This is a genomic window from Desulfurivibrio dismutans (assembly GCF_029210385.1).
Classification (GTDB): Bacteria; Desulfobacterota; Desulfobulbia; order Desulfobulbales; family Desulfurivibrionaceae; genus Desulfurivibrio; species Desulfurivibrio dismutans.
Genome location: NZ_JARGDQ010000003.1, coordinates 306558 through 327856 on the forward strand (window position 1 = coordinate 306558; position 21299 = coordinate 327856).

Consider the following 21299-nt stretch of genomic DNA (forward strand, 5'->3'; position numbering starts at 1 on the left):
GGCGTGATTGCTTTGCGGTTTATTTTGGCGCCTGCGGGGAAACCTGCCGGCGCCTTTTTTGTTGGTGTGATTGGGCCGGCGTTAATTGCCGGCTTGCAGAGTTAGATCGCCGGACATTACGGCATGGATGCGGCCTTGGCGGTCGCGGATTTGCAGAATGCCCTCATGGTCCGGGCCCAGGGCGCGGCCGCGGACTACTTCGCCGGCCGGGGTCAGCCAGTCCAGTTCCCGGCCCAGCAGGGCATCGCGTTGGCGCCAGGCGGCGAGGATTGCCGGAAACCGGCCCTGCTCCAGGGCGGCTACCACTTCATCCAGTTCCTTACCGATGGCTTTCAGCAACGCCCCCCGGTCCCAACTGCGACCCCCGGTCATACGCAGGGAAGTGGCCCGCGCCAGTAACTCGGGCGCCATCTGATCGCTGGTGGTATTAACGTTGAGGCCAAGGCCGATCACCACCGCCGGGTTGCCGGCTGCGGCCGTCTCCATGGTTGCTCCTTCCATAACCGCCCCCACCTGAGCGGAAGCCGCCCTACCCGGAGCCCCCGTATCCCTGTCAGATTGGCCCGACCCCGCCGCATCCTCGCCGATCTTGCCCGGACCCGCCGCCAAGCGGCATTCACAGAGGATGCCACCGCATTTCCGACCTGCCAGCAGGATATCGTTGGGCCATTTCAGGCCCGGTTGCAGGCCGGTGCTCTTTTCCAGGGCCAGGGCCACTGCCAGACCGGCGGCCAGGGTCAGCTTAGCCAGGTCGTGGGGTGCCAGGCGGGGCCGATAGAGGAACGAGGCGTAAATCCCCACTCCCGGCGGCGAATGCCAACTTCTCTGCAAGCGCCCCCGGCCGCCGGTCTGGCGGTCGGCCACCACCACCGCCGACCCACCACCCTGCTCGGCCATCTCCAGAGCCACCCGGTTGGTGGAGTCAGTCACAGCCAGAAAAGTCAGCGGCCGCCCGGACAGTTCCCTGCCCACCGCCAACTCCCGCCAAACGGGCTCTTCAAGCACATCATTCATCGACCGCTCCATGGTTGTTGCCGGGGTTGTTGCCGGCGACATCATCACGACAAAGGTGTCACAAAACCGTAATCGCGCCGCCGTGCCGCAGATTGCGGCAAGCAGACCGGCGCCGCGCACATCGGTACGCCAGCCGGGCTGATCGCCGTAATCTGCGGTGCGGCGGCGCGATTATTATGGCTCATTGGTGCCTTGCAGGACTTCCAAGGCCCGGTGGTTGGTCATGTCCAGGTGGATGGGGGTGATGGAAACGTAGCCCGAGGCCACCGCCTGCACGTCGGTTTCCGGCGCCTTGCTCCAGCGGGGGGTGCCGCCGCCGATCCAGTAGTGACGGCGTCCCCAGGGGTCGAAGGTTTCCTGGATGGCGTTTTCATAATGCCGCCGGCCCTGGCGGGTGTAGCGCCGACCCTTGATTTCGGCCGCCGGCCGGTTGGGCACGTTGAGGTTGAACAGAGTATCCGGCGGCAGCCCCTGGTCTAAAATCTCCGCCGCCACCTCCCGGGCCCAGGCCGCCGCCACTGCAAAGAGGCAGCCTTCGCCGTCGGCCGCCGCCAGCGACACCGCCAGAGAGGGAATGCCCATCATGGTTCCCTCGCGGGCGGCGGAGACGGTGCCCGAGTAGTTGATGTCATCGCCCAGGTTGGCGCCGGGGTTGATGCCGGAGACCACCAGGTCCGGGCGTTCCTCCAGCAGCTTGTTGACCCCGATCATCACGCAGTCGGCGGGGGTGCCGTCGACGGCAAAATAACCGGCGGCCAGTTGCCTGATGTGCAGCGGCCGCCGCATGGTCAGCGAATGGCTGACCGCCGAATTGTCCACCTCCGGAGCCACCACCACCACCCGCCCCAAGGCCCCCATGGCATCGGCCAGGGCCCGCAGACCGGGGGCGTTGACCCCGTCGTCGTTGCTGATCATAATCAATGGCATCCTGGTTCCTTCTCGTTGAGGTTTCCGCCAATTTGGCTATAATAAAACCCAAACGTTGAATTGCAAGCCTATATAGGTGAGGGTAACCTTTCACCACACCCCAACCAATTGGTCGGTATACCACAAAAAGAGGGTAAACGTTCAGCAGTGCCGCAGGTTGGGGCAAGCGGACCGGCGCCGCTTACATCGCTACGCAAGCCGGGCCGATCGCCCCAAGATGCGGTGCTGCTGGACGTTTGCCAAGGAGAAAAAACCATGCCCTACGTCAACATCCGGGTGGCCGGAACTTTGAGCAAAGACCAGAAGGCGGAGATCAGCGCCGGGGTGACCGAGGTGATCAGCCGGGTGGCCAATAAGCCGGCCAGCTCGGTGCTGATCTTCATCGATGAACTGCCCCACGAGAACATCGCCTCCGCCGGCCAACTGCTGCAGCCGCCCGCCAAATGATGCCTCCCCTGCTGCAGGCGGCGGACCGGGAGAAGGCCCGGCGACGGCTGGCCGAGTTGCGGGAACTGATCCGGTACCACAACCACCGCTACTACGTACTGGATGACCCGGAAATCCCGGATGCCGAGTACGACGCCCTGTTCCGGGAACTGCAGGAACTGGAAGGGCAATATCCCGACCTGGTCACCGCCGACTCCCCCAGCCGGCAGGTGGGCGCCGAACCACTGTCCCAGTTCGCCCCGGTGCCCCACCGGTTGCCCATGCTCAGCCTGGAAAACGCCTTCAACGAAGGAGAAATCAGCGATTTCCTGCTGCGCCTGGGCCGCTTCCTCAATACCGACCAAGTGCCGGAATTGCACGCCGAACCCAAGCTGGACGGCCTGGCGGTGGAACTGGTTTACGAAGATGGTTTGTTCACCCTGGGCTCCACCCGCGGCGACGGCGTCACCGGCGAAAACATCACCGCCAACCTGGCCACCATCGCCACCATTCCCCGGCGGCTGCAAACCGGCGCGGATAAGCCGCCCGGCCGCCTGGAAATCCGAGGCGAGGTCTGTCTAAGTATTGCCGGCTTCAAAGAGCTTAACCGGCGGCGGGCCGAAGCCGGCGAGACTCTTTTTGCCAACCCCCGCAACGCCGCCGCCGGTTCGCTGCGCCAGCTTGATCCGGCCATTACCAAAACCCGGCCGCTGGAATTTTTCGCCTACGGGGCGGCGGATTCCTCGGAACTGAAGGTAACCACCCAGGCCCAACTGCTGCAACAACTGCACACCTTTGGCCTGCAACTGATCCCCCACGGCCGGGTCTGCCCGGACCTGGCCACGGCCCTGGCCCACTTTCGTTTCCTGGCCGAACAGCGCCAGCAGATGCCCTATGAAATCGACGGCATGGTGATCAAGGTCAACGACCTGGCCCTGCAAAAACGGCTGGGGGCCAAGGCCCGCAGCCCACGCTGGGCGGTGGCGGCCAAGTTTGCCGCCGTCCAGGCCGCCACCAGACTTATCGGGGTGGAATTCCAGGTGGGCCGCACCGGCGCCGTGACCCCGGTGGCCATCCTGGAGCCGATCAAGGTGGGCGGCGCCCTGGTAAGCCGGGCCACCTTGCACAACGAAGATGAAATCAAACGCAAGGACCTGCGCCTGGGCGATACGGTGCTGGTCCAGCGGGCCGGCGAGGTGATCCCGGAAGTGGTCAAGCCGGTGACGGCCCAGCGCCGGGGCGATGAAGAGGCCATTGCGCTGCCCAGCCACTGCCCGGAATGCGGCCGGGAACTGGTCCGCAAGGAAGGCGAGGCGGCGCGCCGCTGCCCCAACCCCCAGTGCCCGGCCCAGCGCCTGCGGGCCCTGATCCACTTCGGCAGCAAGGCCGGGCTGGATATTGACGGGATGGGCAAAAAGGCGGTGGAGCTGCTGGTGCAGAACGGCCTGGTCGGCGATATCCCGGACATCTACCGGCTGCGGTCGGAGCAACTGGCCGAGCTGCCCGGCTGGGGCGAAAAGTCCGCCGCCAAGGTCTGCGAGGCCGTTGCCGCCGCCAAAAACCCCAAGCTGGCCCGCCTGCTGGCGGCCCTTGGCATCCGCCACGTGGGCGAGGTCAACGCCCAGGTACTGGCCCGCCATTTCCCCTCCCTGGAAGCCCTGCAGCAGGCCAAGGAAGAAGATTTCCTGGAGGTGGAAGGCATCGGCCCCCAGGTAGCCGCCTCCCTGGTCACCTTCTTCAATGACCCGGCCACCGCCGCCATGCTGGAACAGCTCAAGGAACTGGGCTTTACCGTCAGCCCCGAGGAAGAGCCGGCCCGGCAGTTGCCATTGCAGGGCCGGGTTTTTCTCTTTACCGGGGCGCTAAGCGAAATATCCCGCAACGAGGCCAAGGCCCGGGTAAAAGAACTGGGCGGCCAGGTGGCCACCGGGCTCAACCGCAAGGTCACCCACCTGGTCTGCGGCGACAAGCCCGGTTCCAAGTTGACCAAAGCCAGGGAAATGGGCATAACGATCCTGACCGAAGCAGAATTTGACCGCCTGCTGGGCGGCGCAATCTGATGCCGACCACCGGTGACCACCAACCTCCCCTCCCCGGCCGCCCCTTGATCCAGCGGTCATTTCAACCCTTTACGGCGCCGTTCGCCTGGCACCCACAACCACAATGTGTGGTAAGGTCGAGAACTAAAGAGGTTTGGATTTTTTTAATTGACAACCCGCTCGTTTCTTTCTATTTTCGGGACCATTGGTAAAAGAACCTTAACAGTTCCTTTACCGTTTTTTTTAGCTGTTTGTCGTCAACCACTGAAAAGAACGTTCTTTTTTAAAAAAGGTGTCACCCCATGGCACAGCGCCGCGGGTAAAGATGGGAGCAGTCCGCTTAACTACGGTTCTCTGCTCCCTAAATCACCAAGCATAAAGAGGAGGAGGTAAAAAGATGCAAAGATTGAGGAATCAAGTCGCCCAGCTGGGAGTATTACTCCTGGCGGCTTTCCTGCTTACCGCCTGTGGCACGGCCGGCAAAACGGCCACCCCCGAAGCCGCCGGTCCGCAGCATGTCGCCCAGGATCCGCAACTGCGGATTACCACCGCCGAGGTAATGGCACTTTTTGATGAGGTTTTTGATGGTCAGCCGCTGATCAAAGCCCGGACGGATGCCAACAACCGTTTCCTGATGGTGGACGCCCGCCCCCTGGGCCGTTACCAGGAAGGTCACATCCCCGGCGCCATCCACATGCCCCCCGGTGAAGTGGCCGCCAACATCGACAAGCTGCCCCGCGACCGCAAGATCATCTTCTACTGCGGCGGCCTGCACTGCCCCCTGAGCACCCAGGCGGCCAGAATCGCCATGGAGCACGGGCTGACCAACGTCAAGGTTTATTACGAGGGTGATCCCGCCTGGCTGGCCGCCGGCAATTACCTGATCTCCAAGACCCCCTACGTTTATCACATGGTAACGGCCAAGGCTGATGAGGCCAACTTCACTCTCATCGATACTCGCCCCACCGACGTGCACCGCAAATCCTTCATCCCCGGTTCTCTTTCCATTCCGATCAACCAGTGGGATCTTAAGCAGAGCCTGCTGCCGCGGGATCTTGAAACCCGACTGATCTTCTACTGCGGGGGTTATGGCTGACCCCACAGCGACAGAGCCGCCCGGCGGGCGGCCAAATTGGGTTACCGCAATCTCTTCGTATATCTTGCCGGCGAACCGGCCTGGAAAGACGCAGGTCTGCCGCTGTGGGGCAACGAGCCCAGCGGCGTAGTGGCCATGGAGCCCAAGGATCTGCCCAAAGTAGCTCCCGGCGAATTGCCGCGTACAATCGACGGAGAGGAGTTCAAAAAACTGGTGACCGCCGGTGAAGTGGTGGTCCTGGATGTCCGCAGCGCCGACGAGTACAACGCCGGCCACATCCCCGGGGCCATCAATCTGCCCGACGACCAGTTCCACGCTAACTATGAAGAACTGGTCAAGAAGGTGCCCACCGACAAACGGGTGGTCATCCACTGCCTCACCGGCATCCGGGCCGAAGGCGTTTATCACGCCCTGGCCACCCGTGGAAACTACGCCAACCCCAAAGGGGTACAGTTTCTGAACAACAACATCAACATCGCCAACGACGGTTCATTCACTATTCGCTAATTGCTGTCCAGACACCAATCAGGCGCTCGCCCGGCGGGCGCCTGATTGGGTGGCCAAAAAGCCCGCTTCGGCGGGCTTTTTTTATGCTGAAAAGGCACCCCTTTGCCCGATCTGACAATCAGCTTTGCTTTTCGCCCCGGCAATGATTACATTGCACTATGTGGCACAGCCAAGGGGTGTCCGCGATTGTTTCATAACCGGTTGGACGTGGCTTAGCCTCCAACCTCTGCCGACCCTTGAAGCGATTTTTTATATGCTGTTAGCCAATCCAAACCTTCTTTTCCCGGCATTTCTCCTGGCCGGCCTGCTGATGGGCTGGCTGCTGCACCGCAGTGATTTCTGCATCTCGGGAATTTTGCGCGATGTGTTTATGTTTCGGGACTACACTCAGCTTCCTCCCCTGCTGCTGGTGGTGGCAGCCGGCATGCTTCTCTTTCAACTGGCCCGGATGGCGGGCATTCTACCTTTCGACCCGCCGCCGACCTACGGCAGTGAAGTTTCCCTGCTGGCCCTGGGCGGCGGCCTGCTGTTCGGAATAGGTATGGTGCTGGCCGGGGGATGCGTGGTGGGAACTCTTTACAAACTGGGTAGCGGCAATCTCACCAGCCTGCTGGCTTTTCTTGGCATGCTGGTAGGCAGTATGATCTATGCCGAAATTTACCCGGCGGTGGCCGAGCTCCGGCAGGCCACGGTTCTGACCGACCGGCCAACCCTGGTCCAGGCTTGGCCGGAAGGCGGCCTTCTGGCCGGCTGGGGACTGGTTGCTCTGGCCGCAATCCCCCTGGTGCTCTGGTGGCGTCAGGGGAGAATCACGATCAACAGCCCTGCGGCAGGCTTTATCCAGCCCTGGCGGGTGGCCTTGATTTTGGTTGCACTTAACTTACTGATTTATCTGCTGGCCGGCTGGCCCTTTTCCATTTCCACCGCCTATACCAAAATCGCGGCTTTTCTTGAGTTGCTGGTTGCCCCCGGCCATGTGGCCCAACTGGCTTATTTTCAACAGGACTCCCGGGTTATTGAAACCACCGGCGGCCGCTTAACCGGCGGCCCCGGCCCCCGGATCGATTTGATCTTTATTTCTGAAATCCCCCTGCTGCTTGGCATTATGCTTGGCGCCCTGGCCAGCGCCCTGGCTTTAAAAGAATTTCACCTCGGCCCATGGCCGCCGCGGCGACAGGGTATGGCCGCCTTTGCCGGTGGCGCCCTGGTCTTGCTGGGGGCGCGCCTGGCCGGGGGCTGCAATCTTAAATTCATCCTGGGCGGGCTGCCGCTGCTCTCCTTTCAGGCCATGCTTTTTGCCGCCGGTCTGGTGGCCGGGGCCTGGCTGGGCGCACTGCTGCTGCCGAGAATCATTCTGAGGTGAACCATAATGTCTTCTTCCCTGTCCCCCCAAACTATAGAACTTGATATCCTGGGCCAGGTCTGCCCCGCCTGTCTGCTGGTGGTGCTAAAGGAAATCAACCAGCGGCGCCGGGAAATCAACAGCGGCCAAACCCGGTTGCTGATCAGAACGGATCATCGCAACGCCACCGTCACCGTGCCGGAATCGGTGCGCAAGATGGGCTACCGAGTGGACGTGGCAAAGGTCAAAACCTATTACCAGATCGTGGTGGACCGGCAGCTATGAACAAAGCAGCCACAGAGTACCCAAAAAACTCCCGGGACCAGGAGCGTCTGGCCGCCCTGGAGGCCGACAACCAGCGGCTTATCGGCTACATCCGGGCCAAAACCAACCATCTGCTGCAGATCATGGGCACCCAGCCGCTGCAATACGACGAGCTGGACGACAAGACCCTGCTCGATCTTGACCCCATCGGCATTATTGCCGACTCTTTTACCCAGATACTTGATTTTCTGAACCAGAACGTCAATGAGCTGCAGCGGGCCAAGGATGAACTGGAGGCGATCTTTGACGCCACCGGGGTCGGAATTTCCATCATCGACCGGGACTTCAACGTACAACGCTGCAACGAAAAACAGCGCCAGTTGCTGGTCGATCCCAACCGGCAGGAGATCATCGGCCACAACTGCTTCGAGATTTACTGTGCCCGGGAATCTCCAGGCCTGGGTTGCCCGGCCATGGAGACTTTTGCCACCGGCCGACCAGCCTTGGTCCGCGACGTGAAAAAGAAGAATAAATATTTCAACGTGATCACCACCCCGTTTGCCAAGAATGAAGACGGCACCGTCAGCCAGGTCATTGAAGTGGCGCTGGATATTACCGACAAAAAGCAGGCGGAACCGGCCGAGGAGCAGCAGCGGCAGTCTTATCTGCAGGAAAAAAACAAGCTGGCCACGGTGATTGAAAGCCTTTCGGAAGGCCTGCTGGTCATCAACCCCGAGGGGCAGGTAACCACTTGCAACCGGGCCGCAGTCGAAATTACCGGTTGTTCCGAAGCAACAATCCGGCAACAGCCCCTGGCCCGGCTTTTCCCTGGCCTGGCCGAACTGCTGGCCGACGGCCGGGAACCGGCCGGGGCGGAATTCCCCTATCACCATCCAGCGGGGGAAGAGCGGCTGTTCTCCGCCGACTTTAACCGGATGCTGAGCCCTGATGGCGACTTTGTCGGCCGGGTCATCACCTTCCGCGACATCACGGTGGAGAAGAAGAAGTCCCAGCTTTTTTTTCGGGCCGAAAAGCTGGCGGCCATCGGTCAGCTCTCGGCCGGCGTGGCCCATGAACTCAATACTCCCCTGGCCAGCATCCTGGGTTTTGCCCGGCTGCTGCTCAAAGACGACAACCTGACGGCTGCCCAGCAGGAGCGGCTGGAAATCATTGCCGAACAGACCCAGCGAAGCAGTACCATCATCAAGGCCCTGCTGAGCTTTGCCCGCAAATCTCACCACACCGGCCGCACCCGGGAAGCCTGCGACCTGAATGTCATCATTCAGCGCGCCATCCCCCTGTTGACCACCGACCTGGAAAAACGACGGATCGAGCTGGTGCAGGACCTGCAGCCCCTGGCGCCGGTAATCGCCGACCCGGGCGAGCTGGAACAGGTGATCATCAATCTGGTGATCAACGGCATGCAGGCCATTGGCCAGGATGGCCGGATCAGGATCAGCACCAACGCCCGGGAACAAAAGGTGCTGCTGGTGGTGGCGGATAACGGTCCGGGCATTCCGACGGAAAGCCGTCCCCGACTCTTCGACCCTTTTTATTCCACCAAACCCGTGGGTGAAGGCACCGGCCTGGGGCTTTCCATCTGCGCCGGGATCATCGGCGAGCTGGGCGGCACCATCGAGGCCGCCGACGCGCGCGAGGGCGGCGCCGCCCTGCAGGTTACCCTGCCGGCTGAACCAACGGAAGCATTGCAAGCGGAGCACGCAACATGAACATGAACCGGCAAGCCAATCCCATTCTGGTAATCGACGACGACCTGCGCATGCGGCAACTGCTGCGCGACACCCTGATCAGCGGCGGCTTTACCCCGGAACTCTGCGCCGACGGCCGGGAGGCCGCCGAACGGCTGCAAAGCCATCGTTTTGAGGTGATTCTCACCGACCTTAAAATGCCTTATTTCGATGGGATTGAAATTCTCGAACAGGCGCTCGCCGCCAACCCCGACTGCATGGTGGTGCTGGTCACCGGCCATGCCACCGTTGAATCCGCAGTGGAGGCCATCAAAAAAGGCGCCTACGACTACATTCAAAAACCCTTTGAGCCCGACGAACTGCTGCTTACCGTCCAGCGGGCCGCCGACCACGCCCGACTGCGGCTGGAAAACCGCCGCCTGCGGCAACAGGTGGCCGGCTGCCGGGGCGAAGAACTGGTGGGAGAAAGTCCGGCCATCAAAAAGCTCAAGGAACTGATCGCTCAGGTAGCCCCCTTTTCCACCACCACCTTGATCAACGGCGAAACCGGTACCGGCAAGGAACTGGTGGCCAAGCTTATCCATAAGTGGAGCAGCCGCCATCAGCAGCCTTTTTTGCCCATCAACTGCGGCGCCCTGCCCGAAACCCTGCTGGAGTCGGAGCTGTTTGGGCACGTCAAAGGGGCTTATACCGGCGCCGACCAGGACAAGCCCGGTCTGTTTGAAACCGTGGACCAGGGCACGCTGTTTCTTGATGAAATCGACGCCATGACTTTGGCCTTTCAGGTTAAACTGCTGCGCGTGCTCCAGGAAGGCACCTTCCTGAAAGTTGGCGGCCGCCAGCCTTGCCGGGCCGATGTCCGGGTGGTTGCCGCCAGCAGCCGACCCCTGAGCGAGGAAGTGGCAGCCGGCCGTTTCCGCCGCGATCTGTTCTACCGCCTCAACGTGGTCAGCCTTGAGCTGCCGCCGTTAAGGCAGCGTCACCAGGACATCCCCCTGCTGGCCCACCATTTCCTGGCCAAATACAACGCCAAATACGACAAGCAGGTGCAAACCATTCCCGCCCCGGTAATGGCCCGGTTGCTGGCGCACTCCTGGCCGGGCAATGTTCGTGAGCTGGAAAACACCGTGGAACGGGCCTTGATCTTCTGCCCGGACCAAGAACTGCGCCTTGAACACCTCCCCCCCTTGGAAAACACCCCGGAAGACGAAGAGCCGCACGGCACCACTACCGCAACGGAATCACTGGCCATGGCCGACATGGAAAAAAAGATGATCATCAAGGCTCTGCAACGGGCCAACGGCCACCGGGGGATGACCGCCAAACTGCTGGGAATCAGCCCCGTCTCACTGTGGCGAAAAATCAAAAAGTACGAAATTACCGCTTAACCCCCGCTTACCAAACCTTTCCACCGCCCCGCTCCCCATTCCTGACTTTTTCTTGCCCTCGCCAATCGGGTTATCTACCGTTATTTGCCGGCCGCTCTTCGTCGACGTTTCTTTCATCTTGCAACAACATTTCATTATGAAACAACACCACCTCCTTCTTTTACCTGTAAATACGTGCTTTTACCCTGGCACAACCCTTGCTCTATAAGGGGTTGCCCGCCGCCGGCCAGCCGGCACCGGGAACCACGCCACAAGGGCCAATTCCTGACAAAGCGGGTAACCATTCTGGAGGCAACACGTGCAACAAAAAGGAGGATGTATGGCAACCAAGCGTTTAACTCCCCAAAAATCAGCCCGCCTGTACGCCCTGTTGGGGCTGCTGGCCGGTGCCATGCTGCTGCTGACCGGCTGCGGCGGTAACGACTACGACGCCGATGCGGCGGCCAACAATAATCCGGATGTCATGATCGACGCCAAAACTCTGAACAACTGGGTGGAAGGCGGTTACGGCACCGACGCCAAAGGCTACGACCGCATGGTAATCCTGGATGTGGACAGCGCCGCCGGCTATGAATCCGGCCATATCCCCGGCGCCTTTCACCTGGACACCGTTGATGACCTGCGAGCGGAGCGATCCAACGGTGTTTCCTACACCGCCAGCCAGGTGCCCACCGCCGCCCAGATGGACAACCTGATGCAGCGGACCGGAACCGACGAACGCACGGTTGTCGTACTGGTGGGCGACGGCAACATGATGAGCGTCGGCCGGGCCTATTTTAACTTTCGCTACTGGGGCTTCCCCCGGGAACGGCTAAGGGTGCTCAACGGCACCAAAACCGCCACCTACCACAACGAAGCCGGCTACCCGCTGTCGGAAACCCCGCCGCCCCCCCGTTCATCCAACTACAGCGTTACCGACCTGCAGGCCAACGTTAATTTACGGGCCTCGCTGGAAGAGATGATCGCCGTGGCCGAAAACGGCGCCGAAAGCACCATCGTTCTTGATGCCCGCTCGGAAGGCGAATACGAAGGCGAAAGTCTCCGCGGCGGGGTGGCCTTCGGCGGCCGGGTAAGGGGAGCCAAGTTGCAGGAGTGGAGCACCCTGCTGGACCCGGACAACCCTACCGCAATGCTTAACAAGAACGAATTACGGACCATGATGGAAGAAGCCGGGGCCGGCCCCGATACCATCTCTTACACTTACTGCCAGACCAGCTGGCGGGCGGCAGTGAATTTCCTGGCCCTGGACGCGGTGCTGCGCTGGCCGGCCAAGATTTACGACGGCGCCTGGGTACAGTGGGGCATGATGGCCAGAAATGATCTTAACTACGGGGGCGCCCTGGCGCCTGACTCCCCCTGGCGCACCGATAACGAATCCCGCAGCGAGGCGATCAACTATGAAAACCGCATCGTTGAACCGCTGGCAAGCGCCGATTCTTTCGCCCCCCGGGCCGACCTGATCAATGTAACGGACCAGAATGTATGCGACAACAACCCCCCGGCCCCCGATGATCGCGCGGTGGAGGTAATGCTCTCCCTGGCCGATCTTGAAGCCTGGCAACAGGACGGCGCCCCCACGGCCCCCGCCGACCCTTATGACTACGACAATTTCGTCGTCCTGCATGTGGGCTCTACCGCCGCCTACGAGGAAGGCCATATTCCCGGCGCTTTTCTCCTGAACACCGCCGCGGATCTGTCGGCCACCCGCAATGACGGCATCGCCCCCACCATCTCCCAGGTTCCAACCAGCGCGCAGATGAACGATCTGCTCCAGCGCACCGGGATCGGGGCGGACACCATTATCGTCCTGACCACCGGCTCGGGCGCGGCCAACATGATGCACCTGGGGCGGGCCTACTTCAACTTCCGTTACTGGGGCTTCCCCCGTGAGCGACTGCGGGTGCTGGACGGCAACGCCGGCCATTACGCCGAAGCAACCGGTATAACCCTGTCCACCGAAGCCCCCGCCGAGGCCGCTTCCGAGTACAACGTTTGCGAACTGCCCCAGGACACCGCCAAAGAACGTTTCCGGGCCAGCCTGGAAGAAATGATGGCGGTAACCGACGGCTCGGCCACTCCCATGGGCGCCGTTCCCGCCAATTACGTCATCATCGACGCCCGATCCGCCGCCGAATACAACGGCGATCCCGGCACCACCTGGGTTGCCAACAACCTTGCCAGAACTTATGTGGCCTTCGAGGGACACATCAAGGGCGCCGAGCACCAGGACTGGGTCACCCTGCTGGATGAGACCGGCCGCTTGCTGCCGGTAGCCGAACTGACAGCGGCCATGAACGACCTGGGGTCCAGCGACACCACCACCAACTACAGCTACTGCCGGACCTCCTGGCGGGCCGGCGTCACCTTCCTGGCCCTGGACGCCGCCCTCAACTGGCCGGCCAAGATTTACGACGGCGCCTGGATCGAATGGGGCCAGATGGCCAGAAACGAGCCGCTCTACGACGGCTCCCTGAATCCGGTTTCCCCCTGGCGGACCGACAAAGCCGCTTACTCCGAAGAAATCACCTACAACAAAACCAATAACACGGCCTACCTGGGCGCCAATTCCTACGCCCCCTTTGCCAACCGGATCAACCAGGAAGATGCCGCCATCAGCGGCGCTCCCTGCTGCGTGGAAACCGACCCCGGCGCTTTCGAGCCGATTCCCGACGGCATCGCGCCCACGGCTCCTGGTTATCGCTAAGGAAATCAAATGAAACAGCAACAGAAAGGTGCATATATGAAATTAAAGAAACTTATCGGAATCGGGGCTGCCACCAGCTGCCTGTTGTGGGCGGGCGCGCAAACCGCGACGGCCGGCCCGGTGATCTACCTCCCCAACGACCAGGGATGGCTACAGCTCAACTACGAAATGCAGCTCTATGGTCAGTGGCGGGACACCGGCTCCGGCGGCGACGGCACCGACGACACCGCCGAAATTTATTTCCGCCGCAACCGGATCTCCCTGATGGGCCGGTTGGATGACGGCAAATACGGCTTCTACTACGCCATCGAAAACCAGGGCGACCGGCGCACCCAGCCCCTGGCCGTAAGGGATGAATCTTCTTCGGACTTCCACGTGCTGGATGCCTATTTCCTGGCCAATGTCCACGACAACGCCCAGATCCGGGCCGGCCTGATCAAAGACCCCCTGGTGCGGGCCCATAACGTGGGCTGTTTTTTCGCCCTCACCCTGGACCGCTCGGATTTCATCTACACCGCTCTGCCCCGCCGCTCCAGAGACTACGGGGCCATGGTCTGGGGCAACATGCTGGACCAGAAGCTGCAGTACAAAATCGCCGCCACCACCGGCCTGAAAGACAATGCCCCGGGCAACGACCTGCGTTACACCATCCGGGCCCATTACAGCCTGCTGGACGCGGAACCCGCGCCGGTCTACTTCGGCACCTATTTCGGCAACCGCCGGGTGCTGACCATCGGCGGCGGCTACCAGCATGAACGGGAAGCGGTCTACGGCAACCAGAACCTTGCAACCAACCCCAACGACTTCCAGGCCTGGACCGTGGATCTGTTCGGGGAGTTGCCCACCCGCGCCGGCACTTTCAACGTGGAAGCGGCCTACCTGGACGTTTCCTTCGACGACAACTATTTAGGAGGTGACCCCGACCCGGTCAGCATGGGAATCGACGGCGAGAAAAACGGCTACTACGCCCAGGCCGGCTACCTGCTGCCCAACAACGTCGGTCCCGGCCAACTGCAGTTTTTCGGCCGCTACGAAAGCTGGAATTTCGCCAACCTGTACGGGGTGGTGGACCAGGAACTCGACCGCCTCAACCTGGGGGTCAACTATTTTCTCCGGGGCCAGGATCTGCGGTTGACCCTGGAATGGTCAGACACCGATTTCGAGGTTGAAAACCAGAACACCACTGATTTCAAAACCGTAACCGCCATGCTGCAGTTTCTGTTTTAAGCCGGGGGGGGCCGACCCTGCCGCCCCGGCCGTTCTGATGGTCATCGCCTTGGCAACCTCACCCACCTCCTCCTGCCCAAGTGCGATGACCATCAGAGCGGCTGGGGCGGCTTTTTTGCGGGCCGTTAAGGATGCTCCCCCGAAGCAGCCAACAGCTCCACCAGGGCGGTCTGGCGCACCGCCGTGTCGCGGTTGTGGACCGCCAGGGCCAGGGCGCGGCGGCTGCCCACCAGCACCGCCAGTTGTCGGGCCCGGGTGAGGCCGGTGTAGACCAGGTTGTTGAACAGCATCCGGTAGTGCTGGCTCAGCACCGGCATGATCACCGCCGCGAACTCGCTGCCCTGGGATTTGTGAATGGTGATGGCGTAGGCCAGATCCAGCTCCGGCAACTGGTCGCGGCGGTAACTTACCCGGCGGCCATCGGGAAAGGTAACCTCGCAGGTCTGCTCTTCGTTATCGACGGCGCTGATGGTGCCGATATCGCCGTTGAAGACCTCCAGGTCGTAGTTGTTGCGGGTGTGGATCACCCGGTCGCCCCGGCGGAAAATCCGTTCGCCCAACCGCACCTCCGGCCGGTCGGGACCGGCGGGGTTGACCTCCTCCTGCAGCACCTCGTTGAGGTTGCGGGTGCCCAGGCTGCCCCGAGTCATGGGCGAGAGCACCTGGATTTCAATCCCCGGCCCCTCGCTTCCCTGCCCTTTGCTCCCCCGTCCCTTGCTTTCCTGGCCATCGCTTTCCTGCCCCTCACTCCCCTGCCCCCGGTACTTGGGAATCCATTCCCGATAGAGTTTTTTTACCACCTCCACTGCCGACAGCCCGTAATGCAGGGCCGACCAGGGGTGAACCTTTTTCAGTAAGGACTTGAGTTCCTCGGAGCGGGTCTCGGCCCGCAACAGTTGGTCCAGATCAACATGGCGAAACTTTTCCGGCAGTTCAAATTCGCTTTCATAGGGCCGCACCGCCTCTTCCAGGCGAAAGCTGAAAGGGTCGGTCTGCTCCCGGAATTGGCCGTAATCCGGCGCGAAATGGCGGCGCACCCGGCCTAAAAAATGAAGCTGCTCGACGGTGGCCTCGTCGGCATCAAGGAAGAGACAATCACAATCCTCCTGCCAGCGCTCCGGGTGCTTAAAGGGGGAGTCGATGCGGGGCACCTCGCCCCGGTTGATCTGGTGGGCGTAGCGGACAATGGCCGAGGCCGCCGCCTGGCGAAACACCTTGGTCAGCCGGAAAGCGGGCACGGCGGCGACATTCAGCAGATCCCGCAGCACGTTACCGGCCCCCACCGGCGGCAACTGGTCGGGATCGCCAATGAACAGCACCTGGCCGTCCGGCGGCACGGCCCGCAACAGGGCGGCGCTAAGGCTGACATCCAGCATGGAGCTTTCATCGACGATGAAAAAATCACCCTCCAGGGGATGGTCGGCCTGGCGCTTGAAACCGCTGCCCTGCCATTCCAGCAGCCGGTGAATGGTACGGGCCTCGCGCCCCACCACCTCGCCCAACCGCTGGGCGGCCCGGCCGGTGGGGGCGGCCAGCACCACCCTGCGGCCCATGGCCTCCAGCAGGCGCACCAGCACCCGGGTGGCAGTGGTCTTGCCGCAGCCCGGCCCGCCGGTGAGGATGGCAAAACGACGCCCCACAATACCGGCCACCGCCTGTTGCTGCTCGGCGGAAAGCTCCAGACTCTGGGTGCGGCAGTAACGGGCCAGCCAGTCGTCCACCCGGCGCCGGTCCACCTCCACCGGGGCCAGCAGGGCCTTGATCCGGCCCGCCACCGTTTCCTCGTCGTAATAAAGGGTCTTGGAATAATAACAGGTGTGGGGCTGGCCCTGGCGGTCGGCCAGGGTGCGGACCATCAGCTTGCCCGCCGCCGCCATCTGCGCCAGCAAGCCCTCGGCCCGGGGGGCGATATCCAGCTCCAGCAGTTCCCTGACCCCGCCAATCACCTGTGCCAGGGTCAGGTAACAGTGCCCCTGCTCCCGACCGGCGGCCAGCACGTGGCGGATGGCCGCCATCAGGCGCGGCTCGCCATCCTTGGCAAAACCCAGGCTCAGGGCCACCCGGTCGGCGGAGAAAAAACCGATGCCGAAAATATCCTCGGCCAGGCGGTAGGGGTCGGCATTGACCACCGCGATGGCCTGATCACCGTATTCCTTGTAGATCCGCACCGCAAACAGGGTGCTGATGCCATGGCCCTGCAAAAAGAGCATCACCTCGCGGATGGCCCGGTGTTCCTGCCAGGCGGCGCTGATGCTTTTCAGCTTGGCCTCGGCAATGCCCGGCACCTCGGTGAGCCGGTCGATCTCCTGCTCAAAGACATCCAGGGTTTTATCGCCGAAATGGCGGACGATCTTGCGGGCGGTCTTGGGCCCCACCCCCTTGATCAAGCCAGAACCGAGATATTTTTCCAGCGCCGCAGCCGAAGCTGGCTTCACCTCCAGGGCGGTGTCGGCCTTAAACTGACGGCCGAAGCGCGGATGCTCGCTCCACTGCCCCATAAACCGCATGGTGGCCCCGGCAAAAACCCGCATCTGATGCACCAGCACATACACCGCGTCCGACCGCCGGTCAAAGGGCTGCACCCGCAACACCGACCAGCCGTTGGCCGGGTTGTGGTAGGTAACCCGCTCGACGATGCCCTTTAGTTCATCCTGTTTTCGCTCTTGCTGCATATTGCCCTGCCTGATAAAGCGGCTACGTCAACATTCAAAGAACATCCAGGGGGCTGACCACGCCTTGGCCGCCGCGGTTGAGAACGTGGGTGTAAATCATGGTGGTGGAAACGTCGGCATGGCCCAGCAGCTCCTGGACGGTGCGGATATCGTAACCGGCGGCCAGCAGGTGGGTGGCGAAACTGTGGCGCAGGGCATGGCAGTTGACCCGCTTGGTCAGGCCCGCCGCCAGGGTGGCCTTCTTGATACTCTTCTGTAAACCGTTTTCATGGATATGGTGCCGCCGCACCACGCCGCTGCGCGGATCGGTGGAAAGGCGGCCGCTGGGAAAGACAAACTGCCAACCCCACTCCCGAGGAGCGTTGGGATATTTACGCGCCAGGGCCTCGGGCAGATACACCTCGCCTAAGCCCTGGGCCAGGTCTTCCTCGTGCAGCCGCCGCACCTCGGCCAGATGATCCCGCAAAGGCGCCTGCACCCCCTGGGGCAGCGGTACCACCCGGTCCTTTTGGCCCTTGCCGTCACGGACCATAATCTGCCCCAGGTCGAAATCGACATCCTGCACCCGCAGGCGGACACATTCCATCAGCCGCAGGCCGGTGCCGTAAAGCAGCGAGGCCATCAGATGATGCAGGGCGCTGATCTCCCGCAGGGCCTCCAGCAACCGCGCCGTTTCCGCCCGACTGAGCACCACCGGCAACCGCCTGGGCCGCTTGGCCCGCACAAAATCGGCCAACTCCCCCACCTCGCGCCCCACCGCCTCCCGGTAAAAAAAGACCAGGGCGTTGAGGGCCTGGCTTTGGGTACTGGCCGCCACCCGGCCCTCCACCGCCAGCTTTTGCAAAAACGAGGCGATTTCCACCTCGCCGGCCACCGCCGGCTCCCGCTCCTCCAAAAAGCGTAAATACCGGCAGGCCCAGGCAAGATAAGCCTGCTCGGTGCGAATGGCGTAACGCCGCCGCCGGATGGCAAGCACCAGTGCATCCAGCAGTTTTTCATGCCGACCGCGCACGGCATCCAGCAAGGGCGCCTGCCCCTTCGGCGTGGTGCTGGGCAACACCCCCTGTTCCCGGGCAATGCTGGGGTGATCCACCGCCAATTCCTGGGCGGAATTAAGCCAGTACTCCCAATTCACTTCCTTCTCGCAGGCAGCCCCGGCAAGCTGCAGCAAATTCCGTATAGCATCCACTGCCTGGCGAAACTGCCAGTCCTCAATTCTGTCTTTACGCCCCAACTCTTCCAGGTAACGGTTAACCTCCGTGGCATCAAGCTCCCGCAGCTTGCGACCCTCCAGCGATTTCACAAAAGCCTCGGCCCGCCTGACATACCAGCGTGCCACCTTCGGTCTAACTCCGCGCTTATTGATCAAATCAAGATAACGATCCCAAAAAACTTCGACCTTTTTGTTTGGCGTTGACTTAGTTTGCGGCATCAGGTAGCCTCCCGATAATAAACAGTTATCAGAGGGGGATTAACAGCGGCCCGAACCAAATAATACACAGAATTGACTCAAAATCAATAGGTCGCTTTCTGCCTAGTTATATATTTTACCAATTCTGTCTAAACCACTGTTCAATTGAATGGATCCGAAGAAATCGGACAATAAAATGCCAATAGATGAGTCTCATCCGGTACTGAATGTACCGACGAAAAATATTAAATTATGGCGGTACTTGGATTTGCCTGCCTTTTTCTCTTTGTTAGTGGACTCTAAACTATGCTTTTCTAGAGCTGATCTTATGGAGGACAAATTCGAAGGGACCTTTCCTAAGTTGAACGGTCAACTGCTTGACGAGTGGGCAAACATTCAGATCGCGAGAGGAGAGTTGAACCCAGGATACAAAAATTTGTCGCGGACATTAACCCAAGATAAAACTCATGCTTTTTTGAGCTGTTGGTGTCAGGAAGACACTGAAATGGTTCATATGTGGAAAATATACTCGAAGGAGTATGGCGTAGCTATCGAGACTTCTTATGAAGACCTGAAGCTGTCGATAAATGACAACGAAAACATCTATCCGACGCAGATAAGTTACATTAATTTCGAAAAAGACATTTTGGACTGGAAGCAAAATTTGCTGTCCATTTACACCGTCAAAAGAGCTGAATACAAATCAGAATGCGAGTTTAGACTAATAATATCTCATCCTAGGCAGATAGAAGATCAGCTGCTCAAGTACAAAACACATGAAGAAAAAGCTCTACCTAGCAAACATCTCTATGGTAGAACAAAAGTAATCAAAATCAATGTAGATCTAAGTAAGCTTATAAAGATTGTTCATATTTCGCCTTTTGCTCCGGAGTGGTATAATGAGCTCGTCAAAAGCACATTGATAAAGCTTGGGTACGGCGATATACCAACTCGAGTCTCTGAGCTGTAAAATTGAACAAGGCCAAGCACAGCGACAGCTTTTTCGTTACGGCTTCGCCTCCACTACAAAGCTGCGCGTGTTGGCAGCGTTAGGCGTCATAAAACCAAAAAGGAGAGACCACATGAAAAGTCGAATATTTCTGATTGCAATTTTGCTCATCTTCGCGACCAGCGCTGCCGCTCAAGGTTACGAGATCAAACGTGCGTCGGACGGACCGTTTTCGTTTTCAATATCTGGCATAAAAATTAATGAAGGCTCTAGCCTGACACGCGAGAGCATTCTTTTTAACGATCCAAGTGCCCCTGTTGAGCTTAAATCTCACTCTACACAGATTATTTACAAAGACCGCGGTTTTAGGTTTTCTGGAAGTACGGAACTGGATGCAAAGCAACCGATAGTGGCCATTCAAGTCAGAACTATACTCTATGACGTGTTTGGGCAGCACATGAAAAATCTTGCAAACACAGAGCCTAAGGATTTCAGTCCGGGAACTGCCAATATAACCGGCGAATGGCGCGCTTTTGACAACGACATCACGAGAATGCTTACTACTGTGACCTATGTCGCTCGTGTCCGTCTCGCAGACGGAACTCAGTGGGTTTTTGATGCGGACAATCTACAACTTGCTTTATCAGGTTTGAATCTTGAGCAAAAGATTGGTGAAACAGACGAAGAGTAACGCCCAACAAGGCCACCCAGCCGACGCTCGTTCCTCGCGCGGCTGATGGCAGCGTTATGGTACAAGTCGTATTTACATGCAAAGTAAAGTTGATGTGCCATTGGTCAAATATTCTACAAAGGTAATGGAGATATTGCATGGCATCCCGAGATCGCTACAATATAGATATTATATGTTCCAGCTGTGGAGAAAAATGTGTAATTGGGATATCCGAAAACGACTATATACACATGAGTAAAGATCGGCGCGCTGTTGATTATGTTGAGGGCAATTTTAACGCCAGCATGAAAGATCAAAATACAGTTAAAATTTCATGTAAAAATTGTGGAAAAGATAATTTCTACCCCTAACATTCTTATTGTAATGTTTGCCTAAGAAAATTGGAGGACAATGGTGACAAGATATTATGAGTTTTTCATAAGCGTTGTTATTCTTTCATTATTATTAATTATAGTTAGCCCATTGAAAAGTAATGCATATTACGCTGGTAAAAACTGGACAACTTGGTCTGCAGGCTCAAAATTTCTTTATATATCAGGATATTATGATGGAATGAAAAATGGTGCTAGTATGATGCATTATCAAATGTCAAAAGAATGTGCTAATGAAAAAAAGAAATTCCATATAGAAACGCCAGGTGGAAATTATGATGTATTTCAGAAGTTTCCACCTGACTATTCAATTCAATTCAGCAAAAATAATATTGATATTTATGATATAAATCAAATTGTTGCTGGGGTTGATGCATGTTTTTCTAACTTCAAGAATATGCACTTATCGGTACAGCAGTGTGTAGGTTTCGCCGAGAGAGGTATAAATGGGACTAGTCAAAAAGAAATTGAGGAATATCTAGAAATGTGTCGTTCATTAAATACTGGGTCAAATTAATCGACTCCTCGACGTAACGAATGGAATTGGCCAGCGACAAAAAGA

General features: G+C 59.3%; 16 protein-coding genes. 12 read left to right on the top strand and 4 right to left on the bottom strand.

Annotated elements, in window-relative coordinates; genetic code table 11:
* Positions 1-81 precede the first annotated feature (81 nt).
* Both P0N66_RS05115 and surE read right to left on the bottom strand, forming a co-directional pair.
* Positions 82-1014 (bottom strand): biotin--[acetyl-CoA-carboxylase] ligase, encoded by a 933-nt coding sequence (locus P0N66_RS05115; RefSeq protein WP_275802921.1) that lies wholly within the window; start codon positions 1012-1014, stop codon positions 82-84.
* A gap of 174 nt (positions 1015-1188) precedes the next feature.
* Positions 1189-1941 carry a 5'/3'-nucleotidase SurE gene (gene surE / locus P0N66_RS05120; protein WP_431190004.1) on the bottom strand — a complete coding sequence of 251 codons (753 nt, stop codon included), beginning with the start codon at positions 1939-1941 and terminating at the stop codon, positions 1189-1191.
* A 255-nt stretch (positions 1942-2196) separates the two neighbouring features.
* Between surE and P0N66_RS05125 the strand changes: the two genes are divergently transcribed.
* The 9 genes from P0N66_RS05125 (at position 2197) to extI (ending at position 14643) form a co-directional block, all read left to right on the top strand.
* Positions 2197-2388, top strand: coding sequence for a tautomerase family protein (locus P0N66_RS05125; RefSeq protein ID WP_275802923.1), 192 nt, complete (start codon positions 2197-2199; stop codon positions 2386-2388).
* On the top strand, positions 2385-4427 hold the full coding sequence (ligA, locus tag P0N66_RS05130; protein ID WP_275802924.1) for an NAD-dependent DNA ligase LigA: 2043 nt from the start codon (positions 2385-2387) through the stop codon (positions 4425-4427). Before P0N66_RS05125 ends, ligA begins: the two co-directional genes overlap by 4 nt.
* Before the next feature lie 376 nt (positions 4428-4803).
* Positions 4804-6009: a rhodanese-like domain-containing protein gene (locus P0N66_RS12800; RefSeq protein ID WP_338140540.1), complete on the top strand. Its 1206-nt coding sequence runs from the start codon at positions 4804-4806 to the stop codon at positions 6007-6009.
* A 253-nt stretch (positions 6010-6262) separates the two neighbouring features.
* Positions 6263-7372, top strand: a complete 1110-nt coding sequence (locus P0N66_RS05145; RefSeq protein ID WP_275802927.1) for a YeeE/YedE thiosulfate transporter family protein — start codon at positions 6263-6265, stop codon at positions 7370-7372.
* A 6-nt stretch (positions 7373-7378) separates the two neighbouring features.
* Positions 7379-7636: a sulfurtransferase TusA family protein gene (locus tag P0N66_RS05150; protein WP_275802928.1), complete on the top strand. Its 258-nt coding sequence runs from the start codon at positions 7379-7381 to the stop codon at positions 7634-7636.
* Entirely contained in the window at positions 7633-9345 is a 1713-nt protein-coding gene (locus P0N66_RS05155; protein WP_275802929.1) for a PAS domain-containing sensor histidine kinase, read from the top strand. Before P0N66_RS05150 ends, P0N66_RS05155 begins: the two co-directional genes overlap by 4 nt.
* Positions 9342-10712 (top strand): sigma-54-dependent transcriptional regulator, encoded by a 1371-nt coding sequence (locus P0N66_RS05160; protein ID WP_275802930.1) that lies wholly within the window; start codon positions 9342-9344, stop codon positions 10710-10712. The genes P0N66_RS05155 and P0N66_RS05160 overlap by 4 nt, the downstream gene beginning before the upstream one ends.
* 319 nt (positions 10713-11031) lie before the next feature.
* Complete coding sequence (gene extH / locus P0N66_RS05165; protein ID WP_275802932.1) at positions 11032-13416, top strand: selenite/tellurite reduction operon rhodanese-like protein ExtH; 2385 nt, start codon at positions 11032-11034, stop codon at positions 13414-13416.
* 36 nt (positions 13417-13452) lie between these two features.
* On the top strand, positions 13453-14643 hold the full coding sequence (gene extI, locus P0N66_RS05170; protein ID WP_275802934.1) for a selenite/tellurite reduction operon porin ExtI: 1191 nt from the start codon (positions 13453-13455) through the stop codon (positions 14641-14643).
* A 125-nt stretch (positions 14644-14768) separates the two neighbouring features.
* Here the strand turns inward: extI and recD2 are convergent, their stop codons facing one another.
* A complete protein-coding gene (gene recD2 / locus P0N66_RS05175; RefSeq protein WP_275802936.1) occupies positions 14769-17315 on the bottom strand; it encodes an SF1B family DNA helicase RecD2 in 2547 nt (848 codons plus the stop codon).
* A gap of 34 nt (positions 17316-17349) precedes the next feature.
* Positions 17350-18747: an integron integrase gene (locus P0N66_RS05180; RefSeq protein WP_431190005.1), complete on the bottom strand. Its 1398-nt coding sequence runs from the start codon at positions 18745-18747 to the stop codon at positions 17350-17352.
* A 148-nt stretch (positions 18748-18895) separates the two neighbouring features.
* Here P0N66_RS05180 and P0N66_RS05185 point away from each other — a divergent pair, with 148 nt between their 5' ends.
* The 3 genes from P0N66_RS05185 to P0N66_RS05195 all read left to right on the top strand — a co-directional run bounded on the left by P0N66_RS05185 (position 18896) and on the right by P0N66_RS05195 (position 21254).
* The gene (locus tag P0N66_RS05185; protein WP_275802939.1) at positions 18896-19696 is read left to right on the top strand and encodes a DUF2971 domain-containing protein; all 801 of its coding nucleotides are present in this window, start codon (positions 18896-18898) and stop codon (positions 19694-19696) included.
* Between the two features lie 112 nt (positions 19697-19808).
* Positions 19809-20366 carry a hypothetical protein gene (locus tag P0N66_RS05190; RefSeq protein ID WP_275802941.1) on the top strand — a complete coding sequence of 186 codons (558 nt, stop codon included), beginning with the start codon at positions 19809-19811 and terminating at the stop codon, positions 20364-20366.
* 390 nt (positions 20367-20756) lie between these two features.
* Entirely contained in the window at positions 20757-21254 is a 498-nt protein-coding gene (locus P0N66_RS05195) for a hypothetical protein (protein ID WP_275802944.1), read from the top strand.
* The last annotated feature ends 45 nt before the right edge of the window (positions 21255-21299 follow it).

Coding starts and splice junctions, on each gene's coding strand:
- P0N66_RS05115 (WP_275802921.1), bottom strand. CDS start 1,014: ATGAATGATGTGCTTGAAGAGCCCGTTTGGCGGGAGTTGGCGGTGGGC.
- surE (WP_431190004.1), bottom strand. CDS start 1,941: ATGCCATTGATTATGATCAGCAACGACGACGGGGTCAACGCCCCCGGT.
- P0N66_RS05125 (WP_275802923.1), top strand. CDS start 2,197: ATGCCCTACGTCAACATCCGGGTGGCCGGAACTTTGAGCAAAGACCAG.
- ligA (WP_275802924.1), top strand. CDS start 2,385: ATGATGCCTCCCCTGCTGCAGGCGGCGGACCGGGAGAAGGCCCGGCGA.
- P0N66_RS05145 (WP_275802927.1), top strand. CDS start 6,263: ATGCTGTTAGCCAATCCAAACCTTCTTTTCCCGGCATTTCTCCTGGCC.
- P0N66_RS05150 (WP_275802928.1), top strand. CDS start 7,379: ATGTCTTCTTCCCTGTCCCCCCAAACTATAGAACTTGATATCCTGGGC.
- P0N66_RS05155 (WP_275802929.1), top strand. CDS start 7,633: ATGAACAAAGCAGCCACAGAGTACCCAAAAAACTCCCGGGACCAGGAG.
- P0N66_RS05160 (WP_275802930.1), top strand. CDS start 9,342: ATGAACATGAACCGGCAAGCCAATCCCATTCTGGTAATCGACGACGAC.
- extH (WP_275802932.1), top strand. CDS start 11,032: ATGGCAACCAAGCGTTTAACTCCCCAAAAATCAGCCCGCCTGTACGCC.
- extI (WP_275802934.1), top strand. CDS start 13,453: ATGAAATTAAAGAAACTTATCGGAATCGGGGCTGCCACCAGCTGCCTG.
- recD2 (WP_275802936.1), bottom strand. CDS start 17,315: ATGCAGCAAGAGCGAAAACAGGATGAACTAAAGGGCATCGTCGAGCGG.
- P0N66_RS05180 (WP_431190005.1), bottom strand. CDS start 18,747: ATGCCGCAAACTAAGTCAACGCCAAACAAAAAGGTCGAAGTTTTTTGG.
- P0N66_RS05185 (WP_275802939.1), top strand. CDS start 18,896: ATGGATCCGAAGAAATCGGACAATAAAATGCCAATAGATGAGTCTCAT.
- P0N66_RS05190 (WP_275802941.1), top strand. CDS start 19,809: ATGAAAAGTCGAATATTTCTGATTGCAATTTTGCTCATCTTCGCGACC.
- P0N66_RS05195 (WP_275802944.1), top strand. CDS start 20,757: ATGGTGACAAGATATTATGAGTTTTTCATAAGCGTTGTTATTCTTTCA.